This window comes from Streptococcus sp. HMSC071D03 (assembly GCF_001812125.1).
Classification (GTDB): domain Bacteria; phylum Bacillota; class Bacilli; order Lactobacillales; family Streptococcaceae; genus Streptococcus; species Streptococcus pseudopneumoniae_N.
Window position 1 is genome coordinate 1 of sequence record NZ_KV807696.1, and the last position, 20,237, is coordinate 20,237.

Sequence of the window (20,237 nt, forward strand, 5' to 3'; positions counted from 1 at the left end):
GTTCTTTATCTTGAAAACGACGGCTGTAATTCTTGCCATAGGTAGTAAAATGAGGAACCTTACCATCTAAAGTTAGTCCGAGAAACCAACGATAGGCTACGTTTACTTCAATCTCTTTAATGGTTTGGCGCATGGAATGGATACCATAAAAACACTTGATCAAAGGAATTTTGATTAACATGACAGGATCAAGACTAGGCCGACCATTATCTGGACTATAGGTATCTTCTACCAAGTCATAGATAAAGTCAAAATCAACCTTTGAATCAACTTGTCGAAGAAAGTGATCTTTTGGGACCAATTCGTCTATTGTATAGAAACCATATTGCTTACGATTATAATCAGGTTTTTCTTTGTGAAACATAGGGATTACCTCACAACTCTTCTTACCTCTATTATACGACTTTACAAAAACAAAAGCCCTTGGAAACTTGAGTTCTAAGGACTTTGTCTTCAATCTGAGATACCGCGCGGTATCTTTTTTTGCTATCAAAATATAGACAGTTAATTTGATTTACCAAAACCAACCTTCGTCATCATTGATAGGTTGGGCTTCTTTAATCTTGCGTGGGCCTGTTCCATACATTTCAGCTTCGATATCTTCTTTTGTTGGTAGGATCGAAGCTAGGATAATGTAGATAATAATCCCGAGTCCAAAATTTGCGATTGTAAAGATTGCAAAAAGGAAACGAACTAGGGTTACATCAAGATTCCACTTATCAGATAGACCTGCAAGAACACCTGATATCATGCGATTTCTTCTCATTTTATAAAATTTTGTATTCATAATTTATTCCTCTTTCGGATTTCTTAATCTTAGTATAGCACTAAGCTAGATTTGCTACATCAGTCCTTAGGCCGATTTAACAAGAGGAGCTTTCCACGACAGAGACCACAACGATAACGCTTGGTATCGATTTTCCGCTTTCTTTGATAGTTTTGGTGACAAGTCTGACAAGTATAGACTAAGCTTGGTTTTTGATTGGAACTTGACAAGGGAGGAACAAAGCGGAGACCGTCGACCTCTTTTAGAAGTTGCTTAAAGGCTAAATCCTTATGCTGATAGCCTTTACCTTCGAAATAAAGATGATAATGGCAGAGCTCATGACGAACAATTTTACGAAAAACCTCTAAACCAAGTTCTTGATAAACCTTGGGATTAAAATCCAAATGACCATCTTTTGGGAAAAATCGTCCACCTGTCGACCGCAGACGAGTATTCCATTGAGCTTGGTGTTTGAAAGTTTTTCCAAAATCCTCTAAAGAGACCTGTTTAACGTAATCAGTTAGATTCATTAGGTGCAAGAAGCGACAGATTCACTTTTTCCCGGTCAGCATCTATTTTTTTAACCCAAACGGTTACCAAATCGCCGACCGATACTACCTGACTCGGATGCTTGATGAATTTCTTGCTCATGTGAGAGATATGAATCAGGCCATCCTCGTGAATACCAATGTCAACAAAGACACCGAAGTCAACGACGTTGCGCACAACTCCTTCAAGTTTTTGCCCAACTTGTAAGTCTTTGATATCCAAGACATCCTGACGAAGGACTGGAGCATCAAAAGAATCACGGAAATCACGTCCTGGTTTTAAAAGATCTGCAATAATATCTTTTAGAGTTTCTTGACCGAGCTCTAATTCTTGGGTCATTTCCTTGATTGAAATAGATTTGAGTTTGGCTTGCGCTTCTTCATTTAGGTCTTTAATGTCCAAATGTTTGAAGAGTTCCTTAACAGCAGCATAGTTTTCTGGGTGAACACCAGTGTTGTCAAGGATATTGCTACTTTCAGGGATACGGAGGAAACCTGCTGCCTGTTCAAACGCTTTAGCACCTAAACGAGGAACTTTCTTGATTTGGGCGCGTGAAGTGATTTTACCTTCTTCTTCACGATACTTTACAATATTTTCAGAGATTGTTTTGTTAAGCCCAGCTACGTGCGAAAGTAAGGCTGGACTAGCTGTATTGACATTGACACCGACTTGGTTCACCACGGTATCCACGACAAAATCCAGACTTTCAGACAGTTTCTTCTGACTGACATCGTGCTGGTACTGACCTACACCGATTGACTTAGGATCGATTTTGACCAATTCGGCAAGAGGATCTTGCAAACGACGGGCGATAGAGATGGCTGAGCGTTTTTCAACGGTCAAATCTGGAAACTCCTGACGAGCAAGTTCGCTGGCAGAGTAGACAGAAGCACCACTTTCATTTACAATGACATAACTAACCTCAGGAAAATCTTTAAGAACTTCCGCCACAAAGGCTTCACTTTCACGACTGGCAGTTCCATTTCCGATGGCAATAATTTCTACACTGTACTGACCAATCAAGTCCGCCAAATCTTTCTTGGCTTCTTCGATTTGACGAGCTGAGGCTGGTTTGACTGGATAGATGACTTGAGTCGTCAGCATTTTCCCTGTTGCATCCACAACAGCTAGCTTGGCACCTGTACGAAAGGCAGGGTCAAATCCAAGAACCACGCGCCCTTTAAGAGGTGCAACAAGGAGAAGATTACGCAAATTGTCAGAAAATAGTTGAATGGCTCCTTCTTCTGCCTTCTCAGTTAGTTCGGTACGAATACGGCGCTCAATAGCTGGCAATACTTTTTTCTTAACAGATTGCTGAATAACTTCGTTAATATAGGCGTTCTTAACTTTGAAACGAGCAGCAAAGAAGGCAAGAATACGGTCCGTCGCATGTTCAAAACCGACCTTCAAGACACCTAGCTTCTCCCCACGATTGAGGGCCAAGGTACGATAACCCTGCATATTTCCAACTGTCTCTGAAAAATCATAATAAATCTGAAAAACCTGCTTTTCATCTAGAGTTTCGTCTTTAAGTTGAGATGTAATCTTAGAATGTCTAAGAACTTCTTGATAGGTCATCGAACGCAAGTTAACATCCTCAGAAAGAGCTTCAACCAAGATGTCCACTGCCCCCGCCAAGGCTTCTTTGCCACTAGAAAAACCTTCACAGACAAATTTTTCTGCTTCAGCTTCTAAATGAGGAACGTTTTGTAAAATCAAGCGAGCAAGAGGAAAAAGTCCAGCCTCACGGGCGACAGTTGCCTTTGTACGACGTTTTTCCTTATAGGGAAGATAGAGTTCTTCAACGTCTGCGAGTTTTTCAGCTGCTAGGATAGCTTCTTCCAATTCCTTGGTCAACTTTCCTTGTTCTTGAATCTTAGCTAAGACCGCTTCCTTACGATCATTGAGGTTGGTAAGACTTTTATCAAGGTCGATAATAGCTTTGATAGCCACCTCATCCAAACTACCAGTCATGTCTTTCCGATAACGAGCGATAAAGGGAATTGTTGCTCCTTCTGCTGTCAAAGACAAAACCGTATCAATTTGCTTTAAGGTTACACCCAAATCTTGGGAAATTTTTTCATATTTTTTATCCATGTACCTATTATACCATAAGGAAGAAAGCTTGTTTTCATTAATGTCACAGTTAGCTTGGTATTTGTTGAAGATTAAAATTCATTGGTCTTAACAATTTAAAATTAAACTTTTTGGCTGAAATAATAGTATAATAGAGGAAACTATAAGAATTGAGGTATGCCCAATGGCTGTTAAATTTACAAAAACTGATGACTTAGATAAGATGTTCGAAGAATTCGCTAAACTCCCTGATTTGAAACAAGTGACATTTCCAGACGACAAAGAAAAGAAAGATAAGGCAGAAAAGAAAAAATAGATGACGATTTTTCAAAGTCTGCCTTCGAGTATTTTACAAGCTGGCGCTATTTTTCTATCAATCATCATTGAAGCTCTACCCTTCGTTTTGATTGGAAGCATTATTTCTGGTGCTATCGAAGTCTATGTGACTCCTGAGAAAGTTTATAGATTTCTCCCTAAAAATCCCTTGGGGAGAATCTTTTTTGGTACATTTATAGGGTTTCTCTTCCCATCTTGTGAGTGCGGAATTGTTCCAATCATCAACCGCTTCTTGGAGAAGAAGGTTCCAAGCTATACAGCTGTTCCCTTTCTAGTAACAGCTCCTATCATCAATCCCATCGTACTCTTTGCGACCTATTCGGCCTTTGGTAATTCATTTAAAATGGTGTTACTACGTGCTTTGGGCTCTATTCTCGTTGCTACTATATTGGGTATCTTTCTTGGTTTTGTCTGGGAGGAACCTATCCAAAAAGAAAATAGATTGGCTTGCCATGAGCATGATTTTTCTCACTTGACTAAAAGTCAAAAAATTCTTCAGGTATTCATTCAAGCTATTGATGAATTCTTTGATATGGGGCGTTACTTGGTTTTTGGCTGTCTGTTTGCTAGCATAGTCCAGGTTTATGTTCCAACTCGTATCCTGACATCCATCAGCGCAACACCACTACTTGCGATTGTTCTTCTGATGGTCCTGTCCTTCCTTCTATCACTCTGTAGTGAAGCGGATGCCTTTATCGGATCTTCTCTTCTATCAAGTTTTGACTTTGCTCCAGTGCTTGCCTTTCTGGTTATAGGTCCCATGCTTGATGTCAAGAACCTCCTCATGATGAAGAATTATCTCAAAACTCGCTTTATTTGGCAATTCATGACAATTGTAACTCTTGTTGTTCTTGTCTATTCTTATCTAGTCGGGGTGATGCTATGATTCGATTTTTTATCTTATTTGGCTATTTTATCTTAACCCTTTATCTGCATCTATCAGGTAAGCTCAATCAGTATATAAACCTCCACTACTCATATCTGGCTTATATCACTATGTTTTTATCTTTGTTACTAGCCATCGTTCAAGCTTATATTTGCTTCAAGCGTTTGAAAGAACATAGTCACTTACATAGTTTTTCAGCCAAGCTTGCCAGTTTTACCCTCTTAAGTTTACCCTTGTTAGTTGGATTTACCTTTCCAACTGTCACTCTGGATTCACAAACAGTATCTGCAAAAGGATATTATTTCCCTTTATCAGAAGGGATTGACAAGGCAATCCAAGCAAGTGAAGGAACGAGTAGTCAGTATCTCAAGCCAGATACCAGTCGCTTTTATTCACAAACAGCTCACGAAAATATTATTCGAAAGAGTGCTGATAAATACTTAGCTCAATCTAGTATAGTTATCAATGATGAAAATTACCTGGAGATCATGGAAGCTATCTATGATTATCCAAATGAATTTGAAGGCAAGGAAATCGAGTTTATTGGCTTTGTCTACAACGATCCAAATCATACCAATAGTCAATTTGTTTTTCGCTTTGGTATCATGCACTGTATCGCTGATTCAGGAGTTTTTGGCCTTTTGACCACTGGAAACACTAATCACTACGAAAATAACACCTGGGTGAAAGTCAAAGGCAGGATTAAGAATCACTACCACAAAGAACTCAACCAAGTCCTCCCAGCCCTTGAAGTCCAGTCCTTTGTAAAAGTCGATAAACCAGAGAATCCTTATGTTTATAAAGAATTTTAAAAAAGTAGCCTGAGTGGGCTACTTTTTCTTGTTTAGTAAGGTTTTAACTTCTCGTGCACCGATCTGATCGTCAGCTTTTTCAAAAAGTTCGATAGCTTGTAAAAAATTCTCTTGCGATTTTTCTGAATTTTCAGCAGAATAAATCTCACCTAAACCTCTATAGGAACAGGCTTGAGCTATCAGATCATCCGTTTGTAATGCTTGCTTTAAGGACTGTTCCATATACATGATTGCTTTTGTTATTTCCCCTAGTTTTAATCGTAAATAACCTTGCTCATAATTATTGACAGAAGATTTGAGTGCATCCTCTGAAAAAGAATCTTCAATAATTTCTCGCTCTTTATTGATATAGTTAAGAGCTGTTTGATAGTCATTCATTTCACGATAAACCATGGCTAACTGGTGATAGCCTATATGTTCATTTTCTTTATCTTGACTTGATATTGCTATTTCAAGATATTTTTGATAAATCAGTAAAGCTTCTTTATAGTCTTTTTCAAAGAGCTTGATATAACCCAGCAAATTGAGAAGGCTGTAATCCTTGCAAGTTTCTAACGAGAAAGTTTCTGAGACTAATTTCTTGGCCTCTTCAATCTTCCCCTCAAACAATAATTCCCAGGCTTGATTCATGCTTATTCTCCTCTAGCTTATGTGGTATAGAAATCAATCGACAAATCACTATCAGACTCGTATTTTTTCCAGGCTATACTGAAGCCATAATAGTCTTCAAATTCTGGATGCCAGTCATAATAAAGTGGGATACGGCTAAATTTTCTTGCAACTACTTCATCTTCAAATTCTGGAGACTCTCCTGCAGTAATTCCAAATTGAAGCCCATTCAGTTCCCAGGTATTCCCCCAAACATTTTCATCTGATAGAACGTCAATCCAACGAGAGGCGTCAATATCAAAATCTGCACATAACTCTAGAGTAAAGAATTTTCTATAGTTTACTTTGGCGGGCTTAATATAAAAGGCACCATCCACCTGATACTTTTTATCTCTGGCTTGTATTTGTGAGATTTTCATTGGAATAGGAACTCCATTTAACTCTAACCAAAAGTGTCCCAAGGGAGTTTTGATTGCATGGTAAATTTGTTTAGAATCTACTTTTACTTTTTTCAAGCAAGCATCTAAAATCCTTCCATGTTTAACTAGATTTGCACAAACTATTGTAGAAGTCAGTGGATCAAAATCTGTATACCTACGAATGACACGTTTTAACTTTTCGACGGGAAAAGTGATATCCTTTGGTAGGGCATGATACTTCTGGACAACTAAAGCAGTTTTTTCAGTATTTTCCTTCCCGGTTGGAACAATCACACCATGCCCGACATGAATAGTTGGGTCGTCACAGATATAAGTATAACCATTTCCACCTTCTTGAAACTCAACAACTACAATATTTAACTCTTGATCAGGATCGAAAAGTGGTTCTGCTTTTGCACTGGTCTGGCACTCATAAAAAGTGAAACAATCTTTATTATCCTCTTCACCAAAGACCATAAAACTACCACAATTTGGGCATTTCCACATATAGAATGAAGCCTCTGAAATGTCTTCATAGGAAATTGTATCATTACCATCTTTTTTATTCATAATTTCTACTAATAACTCATCCGAATAAACCGAATAAGCATTTGGATCAGGCGCTTGGTGGTCGTTCATTGCTTGACCACATCTACAAGTCCATTTTCCCATAATTAACCTCAGTCACGACTTAATTCTTCAAGGAAAAATTGATTGAGAGCTTTCCAGTCTTTCTTTTCCTCTGTAACACTTTGGACGTAGTCATCCAGCTCTTGGATATTTTTGATGATAAAGTCCTGAATTGGCTCTATCGGCTCAATTTCCATACCTTCAGGTCCCTTTACCTTTATATCAAGCAATCTAGACACATGCTCTTTCATTTCATCAGGGAGGAGTTCTTTGACCAAATCATCAAACAAAATCGGTGGAACAGAATGATATTTTTCAATCCAACGACAAGCTAAAATAGGACGAAGTGCATAGAAATACTTTTTAGGTTTTACCTTATCTCCTGAAAGATACTTATTCATTTGAGTTCTAGCAGTATTCAAGTAATGGTGGAGCATCTTTTTCTCAGAAAAATACTGACTAACAAGCGGACGGATACGGTCAATAAAGCCTTCGTCTTGCTGGTAAACGATTGGCGACTGTAACCACTCAAAGAGGGTTGGATTTGACTTATAAAGCAACTTTAAAGCCTTGTCCAAATCCCAGCCACTCACATCCCATGTATCGTCAATTGGTAGTTCGATGACATCGCGATGATCGTTCAAGCTTAGATAAAAATCTTGCTTGTGCTTGTATACAAAACGTACATCAAAATCACTATCAGGAGACTCAAAGCCCCAAGCGCGACTACCAGACTCAATTGCCCACAATACTGTAACATCATAATCACGCTCAATTTCTGCTAGTTTTTCAGGTACTAGCACATTCATTTCTTCTTGTGTTTGCATGGTAGTTCTATTTCTATATTCAAGCTACTTCTTCGGCACGATTATTGATTAAGTCAATTGTTTGGACAATATTCCTCAATATTGGTATTTGATGTTGAAATAGTACTTGTACGGATCCATAAGATTTAAACGGTTCTTGTGTCAGCATCGACTTATCCATATACCCATTTTCAACGACATAATCGACAATCAATTTCACAAAAGAAATTTGCTTAGCATTAAGGCTTTCATCTGACAAGAACTTAGAAAACACTTGATTAGCAGCCTCTCTATTCAAACCAATAATCTCCCGCACCAATCTAGGAATAGCCTTGTTTTCATAGTGTTGCTGATAGTCAGTTTTACTTCCTAATTTTTCCCATAATAGAGTTTCTAATGCTAATAAATCTTGTGCAGTCAACTTCTTGTTATGATACAATTTAGAAATTGCTTCCTCATCCAAATGAGCTTTCAAATAATGCTCAACTTTTTCGTTATAGGATCGAAGATCATTTACCTGCAAATAAGGAGTGGTTTCATATACAGTAGAAAGAATTCGATCTTCAAAATTGACATAATATACCTTTCGATTCGTTTTATCTAAGAATTGCAATAAATCTCTTAGAGAAAGGCGTATTTTTTCAAGTTCAGACAAGCTTACTTCCTCCCAAAATTCAGGTTCTTGTACTTTCCTGATAATTTCTGCCTGTGCAAAGACCTGAGGGATATTACCAACAGAAGCAAGGGCCTGAGCAGTTTTCATAACTTGAGATATATGAGTCCTTGATGGCTTAGAGGTCAATTGTCCGACTTGAATTTCTAACATCCATAAATCAAAGCGTCTCGCCATTTCATTTTCATTATCTTCATCAAATATGAGAGGGGAGATATGACTATGAAGATTTTCACATGAAATCGTTGTAAGATTTTGCCAATTTTCTAATTTCTTATAGGTATAAACCATATCTAAGACCATACGAACTCTAAAGTCTAACTCATTCAAGTCCTCTACATGACTATGAAGTTCTGAGACGAGTTGCTGACGATACTCTCTTGCAAATGGATCCTCTTGATAGTGAAGGTCTTGCAGTTCACGAATCAAGTCCACCTTGATATTAAACAAACGCTGTGCCAAGGGAACAATATGACGTCCATTTCCTTCTCTAGGATCTGCTTTAAAGTATTCAAAGTTGTCACCATAATCAAATACCAAGAAGTTTTCCTTATCCTGATCAGGTCCAAACAAATCTTTACAGAGACGCGTTCCACGACCAATCATCTGCCAAAATTTTGTTTTTGAGCGAACTTTCTTGAAAAAGACTAAATTGACAACCTCTGGGACATCAATACCTGTATCAAGCATATCAACTGAAATTGCAATTTGAGGATATTTCTCTTTGATTTTAAAATCATCAATCAAGGTCTGATAATGTTTAATACTATAATCAATCACCTGAGCATAGTCGCTCCCCTTTTCAGGATATCGTTTATTAAAAATCTCTCTAATAAATTCAGCATGATGATGATTCTTGGCAAAGATGATAGTTTTTCCAATCTCATCACCCGAAGCCGTCTGAATCCCTCTCGTCATTAGTTCATCTAGAACAATCTCTACTGTACCTTTATTAAAAATAAAGGAATTAAAAGCTCCAGCATCAATGTCTTTTTCTAGACTATCATCTTCAAATTGGCTATCAAAATATTCTTTATCTTCTTGGGATAGATCATCGTAATGAAGCCCATCTGTAGGTAATTCTAACTTGGTTTCAATCGAATGATAGGATACCAAGTAGCCATCCTCAACAGCCTCTTCAAGATCATAAGCATAGGTAGGAACACCATTCTCCAAGTTAAAAAATCCATAAGTGTTTTTATCAAGATCCTGACGAGGTGTGGCCGTTAAGCCTACGATTCTAGCATCAAAATAATCAAAAATTGTCTTATATTTTTGATAAATAGAGCGGTGGGACTCGTCAATAATGATAAGATCAAAATGACCAACAGTAAAAGGGCGTTGAATGACTTCTTCCTGATCACTAATAGCTCCAATCATGGTCGGATAAGTAGAAAAAACCATACGACTTGATCGTGCCCCAGCTTTATCCTCTAAAAAGTTACAAACCGAAAGATCAGGAAGTAATTTCCTAAATGAATCATAGGCTTGTTTTACAAGAGATGTCCGGTCAGCTAGAAAGAGAATATTTTTGACCCAATTGTGACGTGATAGGATATCAACAAGAGAGACTGCTGTTCGAGTTTTCCCAGAACCAGTTGCCATTACCAAAAGAGCTTGTCTTCGATTGTTAGAAAAAGCCTCACAAACACTTGCAATCGCATGTTTCTGGTAATATCGTCCAGAGATATCGTCTCTGATTTTACTAGAAATATCCTCAAGTGGTTTTTGCAAATGTCGTCTGTCCATCAATAATTGCAATTCTTCTTGAGAATAGAATCCTGCAACCTGGCGACGATTTACACCATCAAGAATGTAGTGCTTGAGGCCATTTGTAATAAAACAAATCGGTTGGTAACCTATTTTTTCCTCTAGCGCTTTAGCATATTCCTTAACTTGTACTTCACCGACTTCTGGATTCACTGCAGCCTTTTTAGCTTCAATAATTGCTAAAATCTTTCCATTTTTACCATAAAGGACATAATCACAATAACCTGTTCCCGATCCGTGTTTCAGTCCATTAACAGCGACTTCAACTCGACAATTTTCTTCAAATTTCCAACCCGCTAATCGTAAATCAATGTCAATAAAAAGTTTTCTTGTCTCAGCCTCAGATAACTGATCGATATGAAAGGAAACCTCTTGCCGTTGAGCAGCAGTTTCACGTTTTTCTGTATAATTCTCTTGAACTTCCAAGGACTGTACAGCCATTAGTTCATGAAAGTCAGGCATAACAGGTAAACTGTCTTGCAGTTCCACCATGGCTTGTGGTGTTTCTCTTTCCTTGACATTCTCTGAAATTGGCAATAACTTCTCGTCAAAAAAACGTTCCACAAACTCATTGCTATAGCAGTAATCAATAAAGTTTACGAACTGGTACAAATGATGTAAGGCTAAAATCGCTTCACGTTCCTTGATCTCCCCACCATGAGCAGCATGATTGCCCCAGCGTATCAAGAGAACCATCTGACTATGAAGCTCTGGATCTACGATTTCTCTAAAGTCATCATCCCAAACTAATGAAGACAAGGTAGCACGATAAGGGGCTTCCAAATAAGAATCATGGCTATAAATCCAATGAACAGCCTGCTCCAAGGCACGACGCGCCATGAAAGCTGTCGCTACAGTGGATGTCCCAATCATATTCTCAGCTTCTATACAGGGCCTCGAAAAAGATTCATACTCCTTGTTATTTAAAAGAAAATCAAAATTTCCCATTTTTCTCTCACTTTGATTAAATAGATAGCTATATTATACTAGATTTTAAGCTATTTCTCCACAGTTTTATAGCCATCTGACAAGTAAATTGTGATTTATCTACCTGAGCCACAAAGTCTGCGAACTCGTTTTGGAGGGAAAGAGGAGGGAGGATTACTTTGAGTTCACTTAATATTTTTAAATTTATATTCTTTTGTGCTGATTCTGGAGCTTGACTTTCTAGTATCTTTTGAAAGTAACTAAACCAATAATGAATAAACATATTATTGGTTCTTTCTCCCGGAATAAAACCAACAATGCTATCTGGAAAACATGAATCAAAAGCCAATATACTTGTTTTAGCTATATTAGCTGCGATAGTTATACATAATGTCCCTTTATCCCACAATTTACTTTGTTTAAGACCAAACTCAGAATATGTAGAATGATAATCTACAATATAGTTTCCTGAATTAGCTACATCTCCCGTCTGTATAAACGGATAGATTCCTCCAAATAATTCCGAAGCATTTCGTGGTCTATGCTTAGAAACACCACGTCCAATAGTTCCAATTTTATTAAGTGTTTCAATTTCCCAACCCATTTCATTCAAAACAGGATCTCCAAACATCTCGTTAAATCGGGATTTTACAAGGTTTGAGAGTTCTATGAGTTGCTGATTACGTAGAGTAATTATTTGATTTATTTTAGTTAAATTATTACAAATTTCTTGCTGAATACTATTTTCAACAATAGGGACCTCTATATTTTTTAAGTACGTTAAATTAATATTATTCTGAGCTACTCCTCTACTATCGTTTTTTACTCTATTTTTAATAGAAAGAAGGAAAAAATAAAGATATTCTTTTAATACTTTTTCAGACTTTAAATGTAAACCTGCTATAGCCTGATTTGTTGCAGCATCAATATCTAATATAGCTACTTCACCAATAGTAGCAAAAATAGTATACAATATCGTACCTCTTGAAAATAATTTTGCAGAGGAAAACCGCAATCCTAAATCTGTAATATGTTCTTCAACTTTAGAGATGTATTTTGAGTTTATATCTTTTATTTTTACCCAAGGTATATTACCTTGAACCCAAAATTCTTGCTTATTTCTTGAAGGAGTTCCTCCTGCTTGTATCTCACAAATTTCACCTAGTTTCACTTTCTTCATGCAACCACCTCCTCGAAATATCGGGATTTGCACTTAAGAGATGAATTTCTGATGGGAATGTTTGACATTACTTTGGTTGACCATAGCATAGGCTAAGGTTGTGTCAATTTTGCTGTGACCTAGCAGTTTTTGGACTTGTTCGATAGGCATTCCCTTATCAATTGCCTTTGTTGCTAGTGTTCTTCTGAATTTATGAGGGTGGACCTTTTGAATTCCAAGCTTTTGACCTAACTTTCTTAATCGAATCTCAACACCAGCTATTCCAAGTCTCTGGGCTTTTCCAAGCAAAGTAACAAAAAGTGCTGGATGATTATCTTCTCTGCTATTGATATAGTTCCTTAAATGGATTTTCGTACGAGCATCAAAATAAACAGGTCTCTCCTTTTTACCTTTCCCAAATACAACACATTCACGATTTTCAAAGTCGATATCTGAGCGATTCAGTTGAACAAGTTCTCCCACGCGCATTCCTGTAGAAGCTAGTAGATCGATCATTGCTAAATCCCTTAAGTTTTCACAATTGTCTCGCATGATTTCAAGATGTTCATCAGTATAAGTTTCTTTCACAGTTTGTTCGGTCTTAATCTTTTTTATCCGTCGAATAGGATTTTTGATGATATATTCCTCCTGCTCAAGCCAAGCAAAAAACGAAGACAGGATGCGTCGGATATTGTCCAAATTTGCTTTACTGCAATCTTTTTCTGACTGATACTGTGCTAGATAACTTCTCAAATCATCTGTTGTCAGTTGTGTTACAGACTGCTTTATGCTTGTAAATAAGTTTTCAATGGTTCTTTGATAATAACGAATGGTTTTTGCACTACACCCCTCCACCTGTTTAGCAGTAATAAATAAGGCTAACAAGGAATTATTCGTATACTTCTGTTGATTTACACCACTCACTAAATGACGCTCTAAACTCTCCCGTAATGCTAGTAATTGTGCATTGTTTAAAAGAGGTAGCATTTCTTGAATGATGATTGTCACTTTTGTTTCCATATTTTCTCACTTTCATTATTTCAATAAAAAGAGACAATATTAGTTTTCTGCATTACAGAATTCTAATACTGTCTGTTTATCTATTTTTTACTTATAGGATTTAAATATCCAATCTTAAATTTGGCCATTAGCTCTAAATGAATGTTCTGAGATCCATTTGGTGTAGCTAGACAACTTTTCATCTGTTAAGGATTCTACTGCGATAGTTACACACATATCGACCGCTTCTTCAACTGTTACAGAAAAACGATAACCATTTAACTGTAGAAATTTCACCAAAACAAAGAAAGCAGTTCGTTTATTAGCGTTGGCAAAAATATGCTTCTTGATCAATTGGACAAATAGTATCGTTGCCTTATCAAAAATTGTTGGATAAAGAGGTTTACCGAAGACAAATTGTTCTGGTAAATTGACAATCATATTTAAGGCAGAAGGACTAACCGTTTGAATTTTTTCATTAGGTGAATACCGTTGAATTGCTAAAGCATTGATTTTTTCAATTTGCCTTTCTGTAAGATAGACTGTCATTTTTCCACCAAAGCTTTGAAAACATCATCGTATTCGTCAAAAATTTTGTCCAAATTTAAGTCAAAGGCATCATCAGATACATAAGAAATCTGATGTCCAGACTCTTCGGGAGTAAAGATAATTTCACCACTTGGTAACAATTTCGCTTCGTATTTTACACCACTTGGAATATTGAATTCACTTGGAATGGTAATGGTGATTGAATTTCCTTGTTTTCTTGTTTTTACTACCATCTGATTTCCTCCTTTGAAGTATTATAACAAATAATTACCGTAATTACAATGACAGAATATCAGCCAAAATACTCCTGCATAAGAGATTTCTTCAAAGTTTCAAGTTCTTCTAGTGATTTTTGAATTGCCAATTGTGATTTGTCAACCTGAGCCACAAAGTCTGCGAACTCGTTTTGTAGGGAAAGAGGGGGGAGGGGGACTCTAATTTGTAAAAATTTTGATTTCGAAATATTTTTCATACTCCCACTAGTTCCAGAGGAAATTCTCTTAATTTTTAATTTTGTTTTCTCATTTGTAATAAGCTTCCATAAGAAAACTGGATTTACTCGATCATTCAGAATAACCTTCCATAATCTATCTGGCAAATATATATTATCACTATTGATAGCCCAAACATACCCAGCAGCCCCAACTAGTTCAGAAGTGTTCATACGACTAATAATTACATCCCCTATTTCAACTTTATGTTCATCTAAGGGAATATAGTCAATTGGTAAATTTTTTACTTCAGAGGAATTAAAATAATCGTACGATACAGCTCCTGTTTTTAATACTTTATTCTTATTATTTTCCTCACCAGCTAAACTTTTACCTGCTCTCAGTTCTTTTATATATGTATCTAAGAATACTGAGTCAGGATAATCTTCAAACATCTCGTTAAATCGGGATTTGACGAGTTTTGATAATTCAGATAGTTGTTGTTTACGAGATTCAATTAATTTATTAACACCATCTAATCTCAAAACAATTTGCTGTTGCATAAAAGGCTCGTTGTATACAATAGACAAGTTATTCAACTTTGCCTTGTTTAACGTTTTACCCATCACAGCCCTGTCTGTTAAACTATCAAAATTTATTCCTTGTAGTGCATAGTAAAGATATTCATTAAAAAGCATCTTATTATTTTTAACCACAAAATTAGCTATTGCTTCGTTTGTGTACATATTTTCAGCAAGAATCCCAACCTTGCCAATAGATAACTTAAAACTCATCACAACTGTCCCTTTTGAAACAATTTGCATTTTTTCTTTTTGGACAGCTTCTTGAGTTATTTTTTCCTTTGTAGTACATAATATTTTCCCTTTCATATCAGAAATGGATAACCAAGGATAGTCACCTCCCCAATATAAAGTTTGAGAACGATTTGGTGTCTTGCCAATTCTTATCTCACAAACTTCCCCCAACTTCACTTTTTTCATACGTTCATCTCCCTATTTTAGTAATTCTTCTAACTCTGCTAAGCCAGCTTGAATTTCTTTTTCTAGATCATTGATTTTCTTTAAAATGACTTCTGTTGGTTCATACTCAACTTTTTCATACTCGATTTCTTTGTATTTATTGATGGACAGATCAAAATCATTTTCCTTAATCTCATCAACTGGAACAAAGAAGGACTGGTCTGTTCTCTTGCGATCTGCTTCTTTCTCTAATTGATGGAATCGTTGAATAATATCTGGAATATCATTGTTCTCGATAGGTTGTCGTTTATCATCTAAGCTCAGACCGTCTGCTTTCATATCGTAAAACCAAACCTTATCCGTCCCACCATTTCCAGTCTTAGTGAAGATAAGGATAGCAGTTGAAACCCCTGCATAAGGCTTGAAAACACCACTTGGCATCGAAATAACTGCATCTAGTTTATGGTGCTCAACGATTTCCTGACGAATCCCTTTATGAGCTTTAGAGGAGCCAAAGAGGACACCGTCCGGTACAATAACAGCTGCACGTCCACCTGGCTTCAAAGTGCGTAAGAAAAGAGCAAGGAAAAGTAACTCTGTCTTCTTAGTCTTAATCGTAGCCAACAAATCTCCAGAGGTTGAATCATAATCAAGAGAACCTTTGAAAGGTGGATTGGCTAAAACTAGAGTATATTTATCAGCTTCTTCGTTATCTTGAGAGAGAGAATCCAGATAGCTAATTTGGGGATTTTCAACCCCATGGAGCATCATGTTCATAGCCCCAAGTCTCAACATTGTCGTATCCGTATCATTCCCATGAAACATGGTATTGTGGAAATGCTTTACACTATCAATATTTGTCTGCCACTCTTCTTTTCTTCGGTCTAGGTAGCGACTTGCAGAAACCAAAAATCCTGCAGAACCCATGGCAGGATCTGAAACAATATCCTTAATTGTCGGTTGCATGAGTTCAACCATCATATCAATGATATGACGAGGAGTACGAAATTGACCATTTGCCCCTGCCTGAGATAATTTTGACAATAGATACTCGTAAATGTCACCAATATCTTTTATATCCGTAGGTAACTCATCCAGAGCAGCTATCGCCTTTTGTAAGGTAGCAGGTTTATTGATTTGAAAAATAGCATCCCTCATATAACGTGAAAAAGCTGTATCGTCAGTATCCCCCTTCAGATTCTTAATAAATGGAAAAATCTCTTGTGACATCAGGCGATAAACTTCTTGCGCATCTCCTAAGTTCTTAAAGGTTGACCAACGATATTCAGGTTTATCTTTTGGGAAAATTCCCTCATAGGGAATGCCTAGAAATTCAGCATCATTTTCTCGTCCAAGTTCAACTCTGTCCAAATCCTTCATAAATAAAAGATAAGTCAATTGCTCAATGTTGGTCAAAGGATTCGCATTCCCCTCTGTCCATAGCATTTCCCAAAGCTGATCAATCTTATTCTTTAATTCGCCTGTAATCATATTTTACCTCTCAAAATGTTTCAATTTTAAAAAACTGTCATTTAAAATTTTAAAACTTCTTATACCCCATTTTATCAGAATCCTAGGACATTATCAAAAAATTATTATAGTATCTACAGAAAAAAGCCTACGATAGGCTTTTTCTTAAACTATTTATTCACATCACGCTACTTGGGCAGCTAGTTCAAAATCAGTCATCAAATAATTTTCATCTAGACAGATAAGACTATAATATTCATTCCAAAATAGGAAGTCACTGTTATTTGACAATAATCTTTCTCAGCATCAAGGATATCCTTGATAATATTGGCCACATGATCACCATCTCTATAGCGACCAACTACCTCATTGTAAATGTCATACCCTTGATCACTGTCAATGATTTTAACGCCATCAATAGCCATACTCAACTCCTAATGCACAATCGACATCTTATTGCTAAATCTCAAAACTTATTTAATCTTATGCTTGTTCATTTTCTCTTGGAAAATATCTGTAAGAATTTGGCGCAATTCTTGAGCTTCCTTTTCAGGAAGTTGGCCTTCTTGTTCAGCTACAGCGTACAATCCTGGATACTCAAGCGAGATTCTCTTGACAGTACGTGTAATGGCATGTTTTCTAACAAAAAATGGAATCCGTTTAATCATATCTTGAGGAATTAAGGCGATAATCTTATCAGCTGTTTCCTTATCGTTCAGCTTAGAGAAAGTTAGTCCCTTTTTAATCATTTCTTGTTCTTTTTCTGTAAAATCTTTAATATCCATTGTGTCTCCTTATGACTATTTTATTTACTACTATTATACTATTTTTTTTAATTGGTCGAATGAAAAATCTCTATAAATCCTCTCTTTCCCAAGAACGGAATCTGTTGTAACAGGTAGTTTTTTCAGCAACTCTTGAATATCAATATCTTTGGGAAGAGGATTCAATTCTCCCAGACTATTTTCCTGAAGATGTGCTGCAAAGATAAACTCTTCATTTTCCCAATCCATAGCACAATCATTGATAAGATCTACTGGCGACAGGTCCAGCAGTTCTTGCTCTTGCGCTATAAAAGTCTCGTAGAGCAGCTCAAAAATAGCTTCCTTATCAATTTTTACAACTCTTAATGTATGTTCATCCATGCTTGGTGTCCTCTACTCTAATCATATCAATTTAACTATCATTCGGTTGGTAACTTCTTATCCTACTCTTTAGGCAAATCATCCCCAAAATACTACTTTTAGAGTTGAACCCACTTATCATTATCCATAATAAAGGGCTTCGCTAGACCTTCACCTGTATAGTTTTCGTATTTTGTATCTAGATATTTGTAGCAATCTTCCTTGGTTTCAAATTTGATGGCTTGATAAGGCTCCTCAAAGGTTAACTTTTCGACAAAGAGATAGCCATCCTCACTTGGCACAAGTATCCCGACATGGCCAATAAATAAGGATTGACCATCCAAGTCATCATGCACTACTACGGAGAGCATTCTTGCATTTTCATTAAACTTGAATTGAGAAAGGAATTGTTCCATCTTAGCAGCATGCACCTTAACATCTGTCGTTGCTTCGGTCTTGACTCTTGAGAATAAAATATCAAAAGCATCTTTGTCTTCCGTACCAAAGACTTTTCCCTTATCAATGGCATCATTATCGACAAACAAAAGGGAATCATCTTTCTCTAACTTCGGAATTTCGATAGAATTTTTCAATAAACAATAACTGTTAATACGACAGTTGGTACCAACAAAATCACCTTTCTTCGGTGCCCAAAGATTGCTTATCTTTTCAACATCATAGTCTGTTTTGGTAAATGTAGAAAAATCTCCAGTTAAGCCTACTGAACCGACAGTATTGTTATAATCATTGACAAGGTTGAAAAATGCATCGACACTATCTTTATCCAAATGTGCAACCAAGGCTTTCCGAACTTCTTCTGCACTCGGTTGATTGTTCAAATTGCTATAAGTGGCTTTCCAAGAAACCTGATTCGACTGCGATTGAGTCACTGAAGTTTCAGCAGTACTATCAGAAGTCTTTTGAGTTTGACTACAAGCTACTAAGGTCAAAAGAAGTGTTGAGCAAAGACCAACAGTTGCTAATTTTTTAATTTTCATAGGCTTTCCTTTGTTTAAAAAATTGTTGTTAAAGGTAAATAAGATTATTCTTTCGGTTGAGAATAGACCTCGATATGCTGACCTAGCACCTTAATTTCTACTGGTAGGTCATCAGATTTGTCGCCATCAACATCCGTTTCCAATTCACAATCTGAAGAGATTTTGATATGACGAGCTTTTATGTACTCGATGTGATCATTTTCAACGACATCCCCTTTTAATAAGTCAGGAATAACTGACAATTTAGTAAGAATTGAGGCATCTTTTAAAATCAAAATATTAGCATAACCCTCCTTGTCTTCATCAAAGATTTTTTTGTCAGAAAAATAATTGGTAAGAAGAACTAAAACGTGACTTGCTTCTCCAATATAGTTTCCATTTTCTGTTTCAACTTGAATGTTAAATTCTTGATCTGTCACGACAGACTTTACAGTATTAACCGCATAGGCTAGCATACCAAACTTTGTTTTATCCTCTATCCCAACGTTATGGATGGCCTCTGGTAGTGAACCAATACTAAAGATATAACCAAAATAATTTCCATTTGATTTTCCGATATCAATCTTATTTGTAGAATTGAAATCAAGCTCGTCAATAGCCCCGTCTATATCTTGATTAATTTCTAAAAGTTTCGTAATCAGATTTCCAGTTCCTCCAGGTATAATTGCTAGTTTCGGAATGTAGTCTCTTTCAGCGATACCTGAGATCACTTCATTGACGGTCCCATCTCCACCGAATACGAGAACTGCCTCATAATGCTCCCGAGAAGCTTCTGTGGCGAAGTTGGTTGCGTCTTGCGCTTTTTGTGTAATTCTGGTATCGACTTGCTCGAAGTATTTTTTAGCCTTATTTTCTAACTTTTCCTTATAATCTAAAGCCTTTTCGCCACCAGAGGTTGGATTGATAATCAACATTATTTTTTGCATTCATTTTCTCCTCAATATCTATTCACATATTTATGGTATCAATATATCTTTTTTTGATACACTTTATTATATAATGAAATTTCTAAAAACAAAAATTGAAAGTAGTAAACTAAAATAGATACAATCATGAACTGTCTAAGAATTATTCTTTCAAAATTGGAAAAATAGATTTGTGGAAAAAATTCTATCAAGCTACAAACTGAAAAAATCATCTCATTTACTTTTTTTCATATACATCAGTTTTTAATTTACTTTAAAACAAAACCTATGCTTCTATTATTTTTTTAACCACAAATGTTGAAAAAAACTAATAGACTTCCTGCGAAACAAAATATGATACAA

The 20,237-nt window shown here is 36.4% G+C and carries 22 protein-coding genes; 3 read left to right on the plus strand and 19 right to left on the minus strand.

What is annotated here, in order from left to right; all coding sequences use genetic code 11:
* The 4 genes from HMPREF2837_RS00795 to HMPREF2837_RS00810 form a co-directional block, all read right to left on the minus strand.
* A partial coding sequence (locus HMPREF2837_RS00795) for a transposase (RefSeq protein WP_148131778.1) occupies positions 1-364 on the minus strand: 364 nt, incomplete at its 3' end.
* Between the two features lie 150 nt (positions 365-514).
* The gene (locus HMPREF2837_RS00800; RefSeq protein ID WP_049503317.1) at positions 515-787 is read right to left on the minus strand and encodes a PspC domain-containing protein; all 273 of its coding nucleotides are present in this window, start codon (positions 785-787) and stop codon (positions 515-517) included.
* Positions 788-846: 59 nt separating this feature from the next.
* Complete coding sequence (locus HMPREF2837_RS00805) at positions 847-1,296, minus strand: SprT family protein (RefSeq protein ID WP_075230521.1); 450 nt, start codon at positions 1,294-1,296, stop codon at positions 847-849.
* A complete protein-coding gene (locus HMPREF2837_RS00810) occupies positions 1,283-3,412 on the minus strand; it encodes a Tex family protein (RefSeq protein WP_075230522.1) in 2,130 nt (709 codons plus the stop codon). The genes HMPREF2837_RS00805 and HMPREF2837_RS00810 overlap by 14 nt, the downstream gene beginning before the upstream one ends.
* 163 nt (positions 3,413-3,575) lie before the next feature.
* Between HMPREF2837_RS00810 and HMPREF2837_RS11575 the strand changes: the two genes are divergently transcribed.
* The 3 genes from HMPREF2837_RS11575 to HMPREF2837_RS00820 are packed head-to-tail and all read left to right on the plus strand — an operon-like array spanning position 3,576 to position 5,425.
* A complete protein-coding gene (locus tag HMPREF2837_RS11575) occupies positions 3,576-3,707 on the plus strand; it encodes an SPJ_0845 family protein (protein ID WP_000268695.1) in 132 nt (43 codons plus the stop codon).
* Positions 3,708-4,613 carry a permease gene (locus HMPREF2837_RS00815; RefSeq protein ID WP_075230523.1) on the plus strand — a complete coding sequence of 302 codons (906 nt, stop codon included), beginning with the start codon at positions 3,708-3,710 and terminating at the stop codon, positions 4,611-4,613.
* Complete coding sequence (locus HMPREF2837_RS00820; RefSeq protein ID WP_075230524.1) at positions 4,610-5,425, plus strand: TIGR03943 family putative permease subunit; 816 nt, start codon at positions 4,610-4,612, stop codon at positions 5,423-5,425. Before HMPREF2837_RS00815 ends, HMPREF2837_RS00820 begins: the two co-directional genes overlap by 4 nt.
* Before the next feature lie 18 nt (positions 5,426-5,443).
* Here HMPREF2837_RS00820 and HMPREF2837_RS00825 read toward each other — a convergent pair whose 3' ends face one another.
* The 15 genes from HMPREF2837_RS00825 to HMPREF2837_RS00895 form a co-directional block, all read right to left on the minus strand.
* Positions 5,444-6,055, minus strand: coding sequence for a tetratricopeptide repeat protein (locus HMPREF2837_RS00825; protein ID WP_049548408.1), 612 nt, complete (start codon positions 6,053-6,055; stop codon positions 5,444-5,446).
* Between the two features lie 17 nt (positions 6,056-6,072).
* A complete protein-coding gene (locus HMPREF2837_RS00830; protein WP_049548407.1) occupies positions 6,073-7,125 on the minus strand; it encodes a hypothetical protein in 1,053 nt (350 codons plus the stop codon).
* 8 nt (positions 7,126-7,133) lie between these two features.
* Positions 7,134-7,910: a nucleotidyltransferase domain-containing protein gene (locus tag HMPREF2837_RS00835; RefSeq protein WP_049548406.1), complete on the minus strand. Its 777-nt coding sequence runs from the start codon at positions 7,908-7,910 to the stop codon at positions 7,134-7,136.
* A 19-nt stretch (positions 7,911-7,929) separates the two neighbouring features.
* Positions 7,930-11,280, minus strand: a complete 3,351-nt coding sequence (locus tag HMPREF2837_RS00840) for a DEAD/DEAH box helicase family protein (protein ID WP_049548405.1) — start codon at positions 11,278-11,280, stop codon at positions 7,930-7,932.
* A 28-nt stretch (positions 11,281-11,308) separates the two neighbouring features.
* Complete coding sequence (locus HMPREF2837_RS10550; RefSeq protein ID WP_083306449.1) at positions 11,309-12,439, minus strand: restriction endonuclease subunit S; 1,131 nt, start codon at positions 12,437-12,439, stop codon at positions 11,309-11,311.
* A 33-nt stretch (positions 12,440-12,472) separates the two neighbouring features.
* Entirely contained in the window at positions 12,473-13,438 is a 966-nt protein-coding gene (gene xerA / locus HMPREF2837_RS00850) for a site-specific tyrosine recombinase/integron integrase (protein ID WP_049549514.1), read from the minus strand.
* A gap of 114 nt (positions 13,439-13,552) precedes the next feature.
* The gene (locus HMPREF2837_RS00855) at positions 13,553-13,966 is read right to left on the minus strand and encodes a type II toxin-antitoxin system death-on-curing family toxin (protein ID WP_075230525.1); all 414 of its coding nucleotides are present in this window, start codon (positions 13,964-13,966) and stop codon (positions 13,553-13,555) included.
* On the minus strand, positions 13,963-14,199 hold the full coding sequence (locus HMPREF2837_RS00860; RefSeq protein ID WP_000260607.1) for an AbrB/MazE/SpoVT family DNA-binding domain-containing protein: 237 nt from the start codon (positions 14,197-14,199) through the stop codon (positions 13,963-13,965). The genes HMPREF2837_RS00855 and HMPREF2837_RS00860 overlap by 4 nt, the downstream gene beginning before the upstream one ends.
* Positions 14,200-14,258: 59 nt before the next feature.
* A complete protein-coding gene (locus tag HMPREF2837_RS10555) occupies positions 14,259-15,398 on the minus strand; it encodes a restriction endonuclease subunit S (protein WP_083306450.1) in 1,140 nt (379 codons plus the stop codon).
* A gap of 12 nt (positions 15,399-15,410) precedes the next feature.
* Positions 15,411-16,868, minus strand: coding sequence for a type I restriction-modification system subunit M (locus tag HMPREF2837_RS00870; protein ID WP_049548229.1), 1,458 nt, complete (start codon positions 16,866-16,868; stop codon positions 15,411-15,413).
* Positions 16,869-17,080: 212 nt separating this feature from the next.
* Complete coding sequence (locus HMPREF2837_RS11355; RefSeq protein WP_049548230.1) at positions 17,081-17,272, minus strand: hypothetical protein; 192 nt, start codon at positions 17,270-17,272, stop codon at positions 17,081-17,083.
* A 48-nt stretch (positions 17,273-17,320) separates the two neighbouring features.
* Positions 17,321-17,632, minus strand: coding sequence for a hypothetical protein (locus HMPREF2837_RS00880; protein ID WP_049548231.1), 312 nt, complete (start codon positions 17,630-17,632; stop codon positions 17,321-17,323).
* 33 nt (positions 17,633-17,665) lie between these two features.
* The gene (locus HMPREF2837_RS00885) at positions 17,666-17,992 is read right to left on the minus strand and encodes a hypothetical protein (RefSeq protein ID WP_049548232.1); all 327 of its coding nucleotides are present in this window, start codon (positions 17,990-17,992) and stop codon (positions 17,666-17,668) included.
* Between the two features lie 98 nt (positions 17,993-18,090).
* On the minus strand, positions 18,091-18,969 hold the full coding sequence (locus HMPREF2837_RS00890; RefSeq protein WP_049548233.1) for a DUF4300 family protein: 879 nt from the start codon (positions 18,967-18,969) through the stop codon (positions 18,091-18,093).
* A gap of 44 nt (positions 18,970-19,013) precedes the next feature.
* Positions 19,014-19,895 (minus strand): diacylglycerol/lipid kinase family protein, encoded by an 882-nt coding sequence (locus HMPREF2837_RS00895; protein ID WP_049548234.1) that lies wholly within the window; start codon positions 19,893-19,895, stop codon positions 19,014-19,016.
* Between the last annotated feature and the right edge of the window lie 342 nt (positions 19,896-20,237).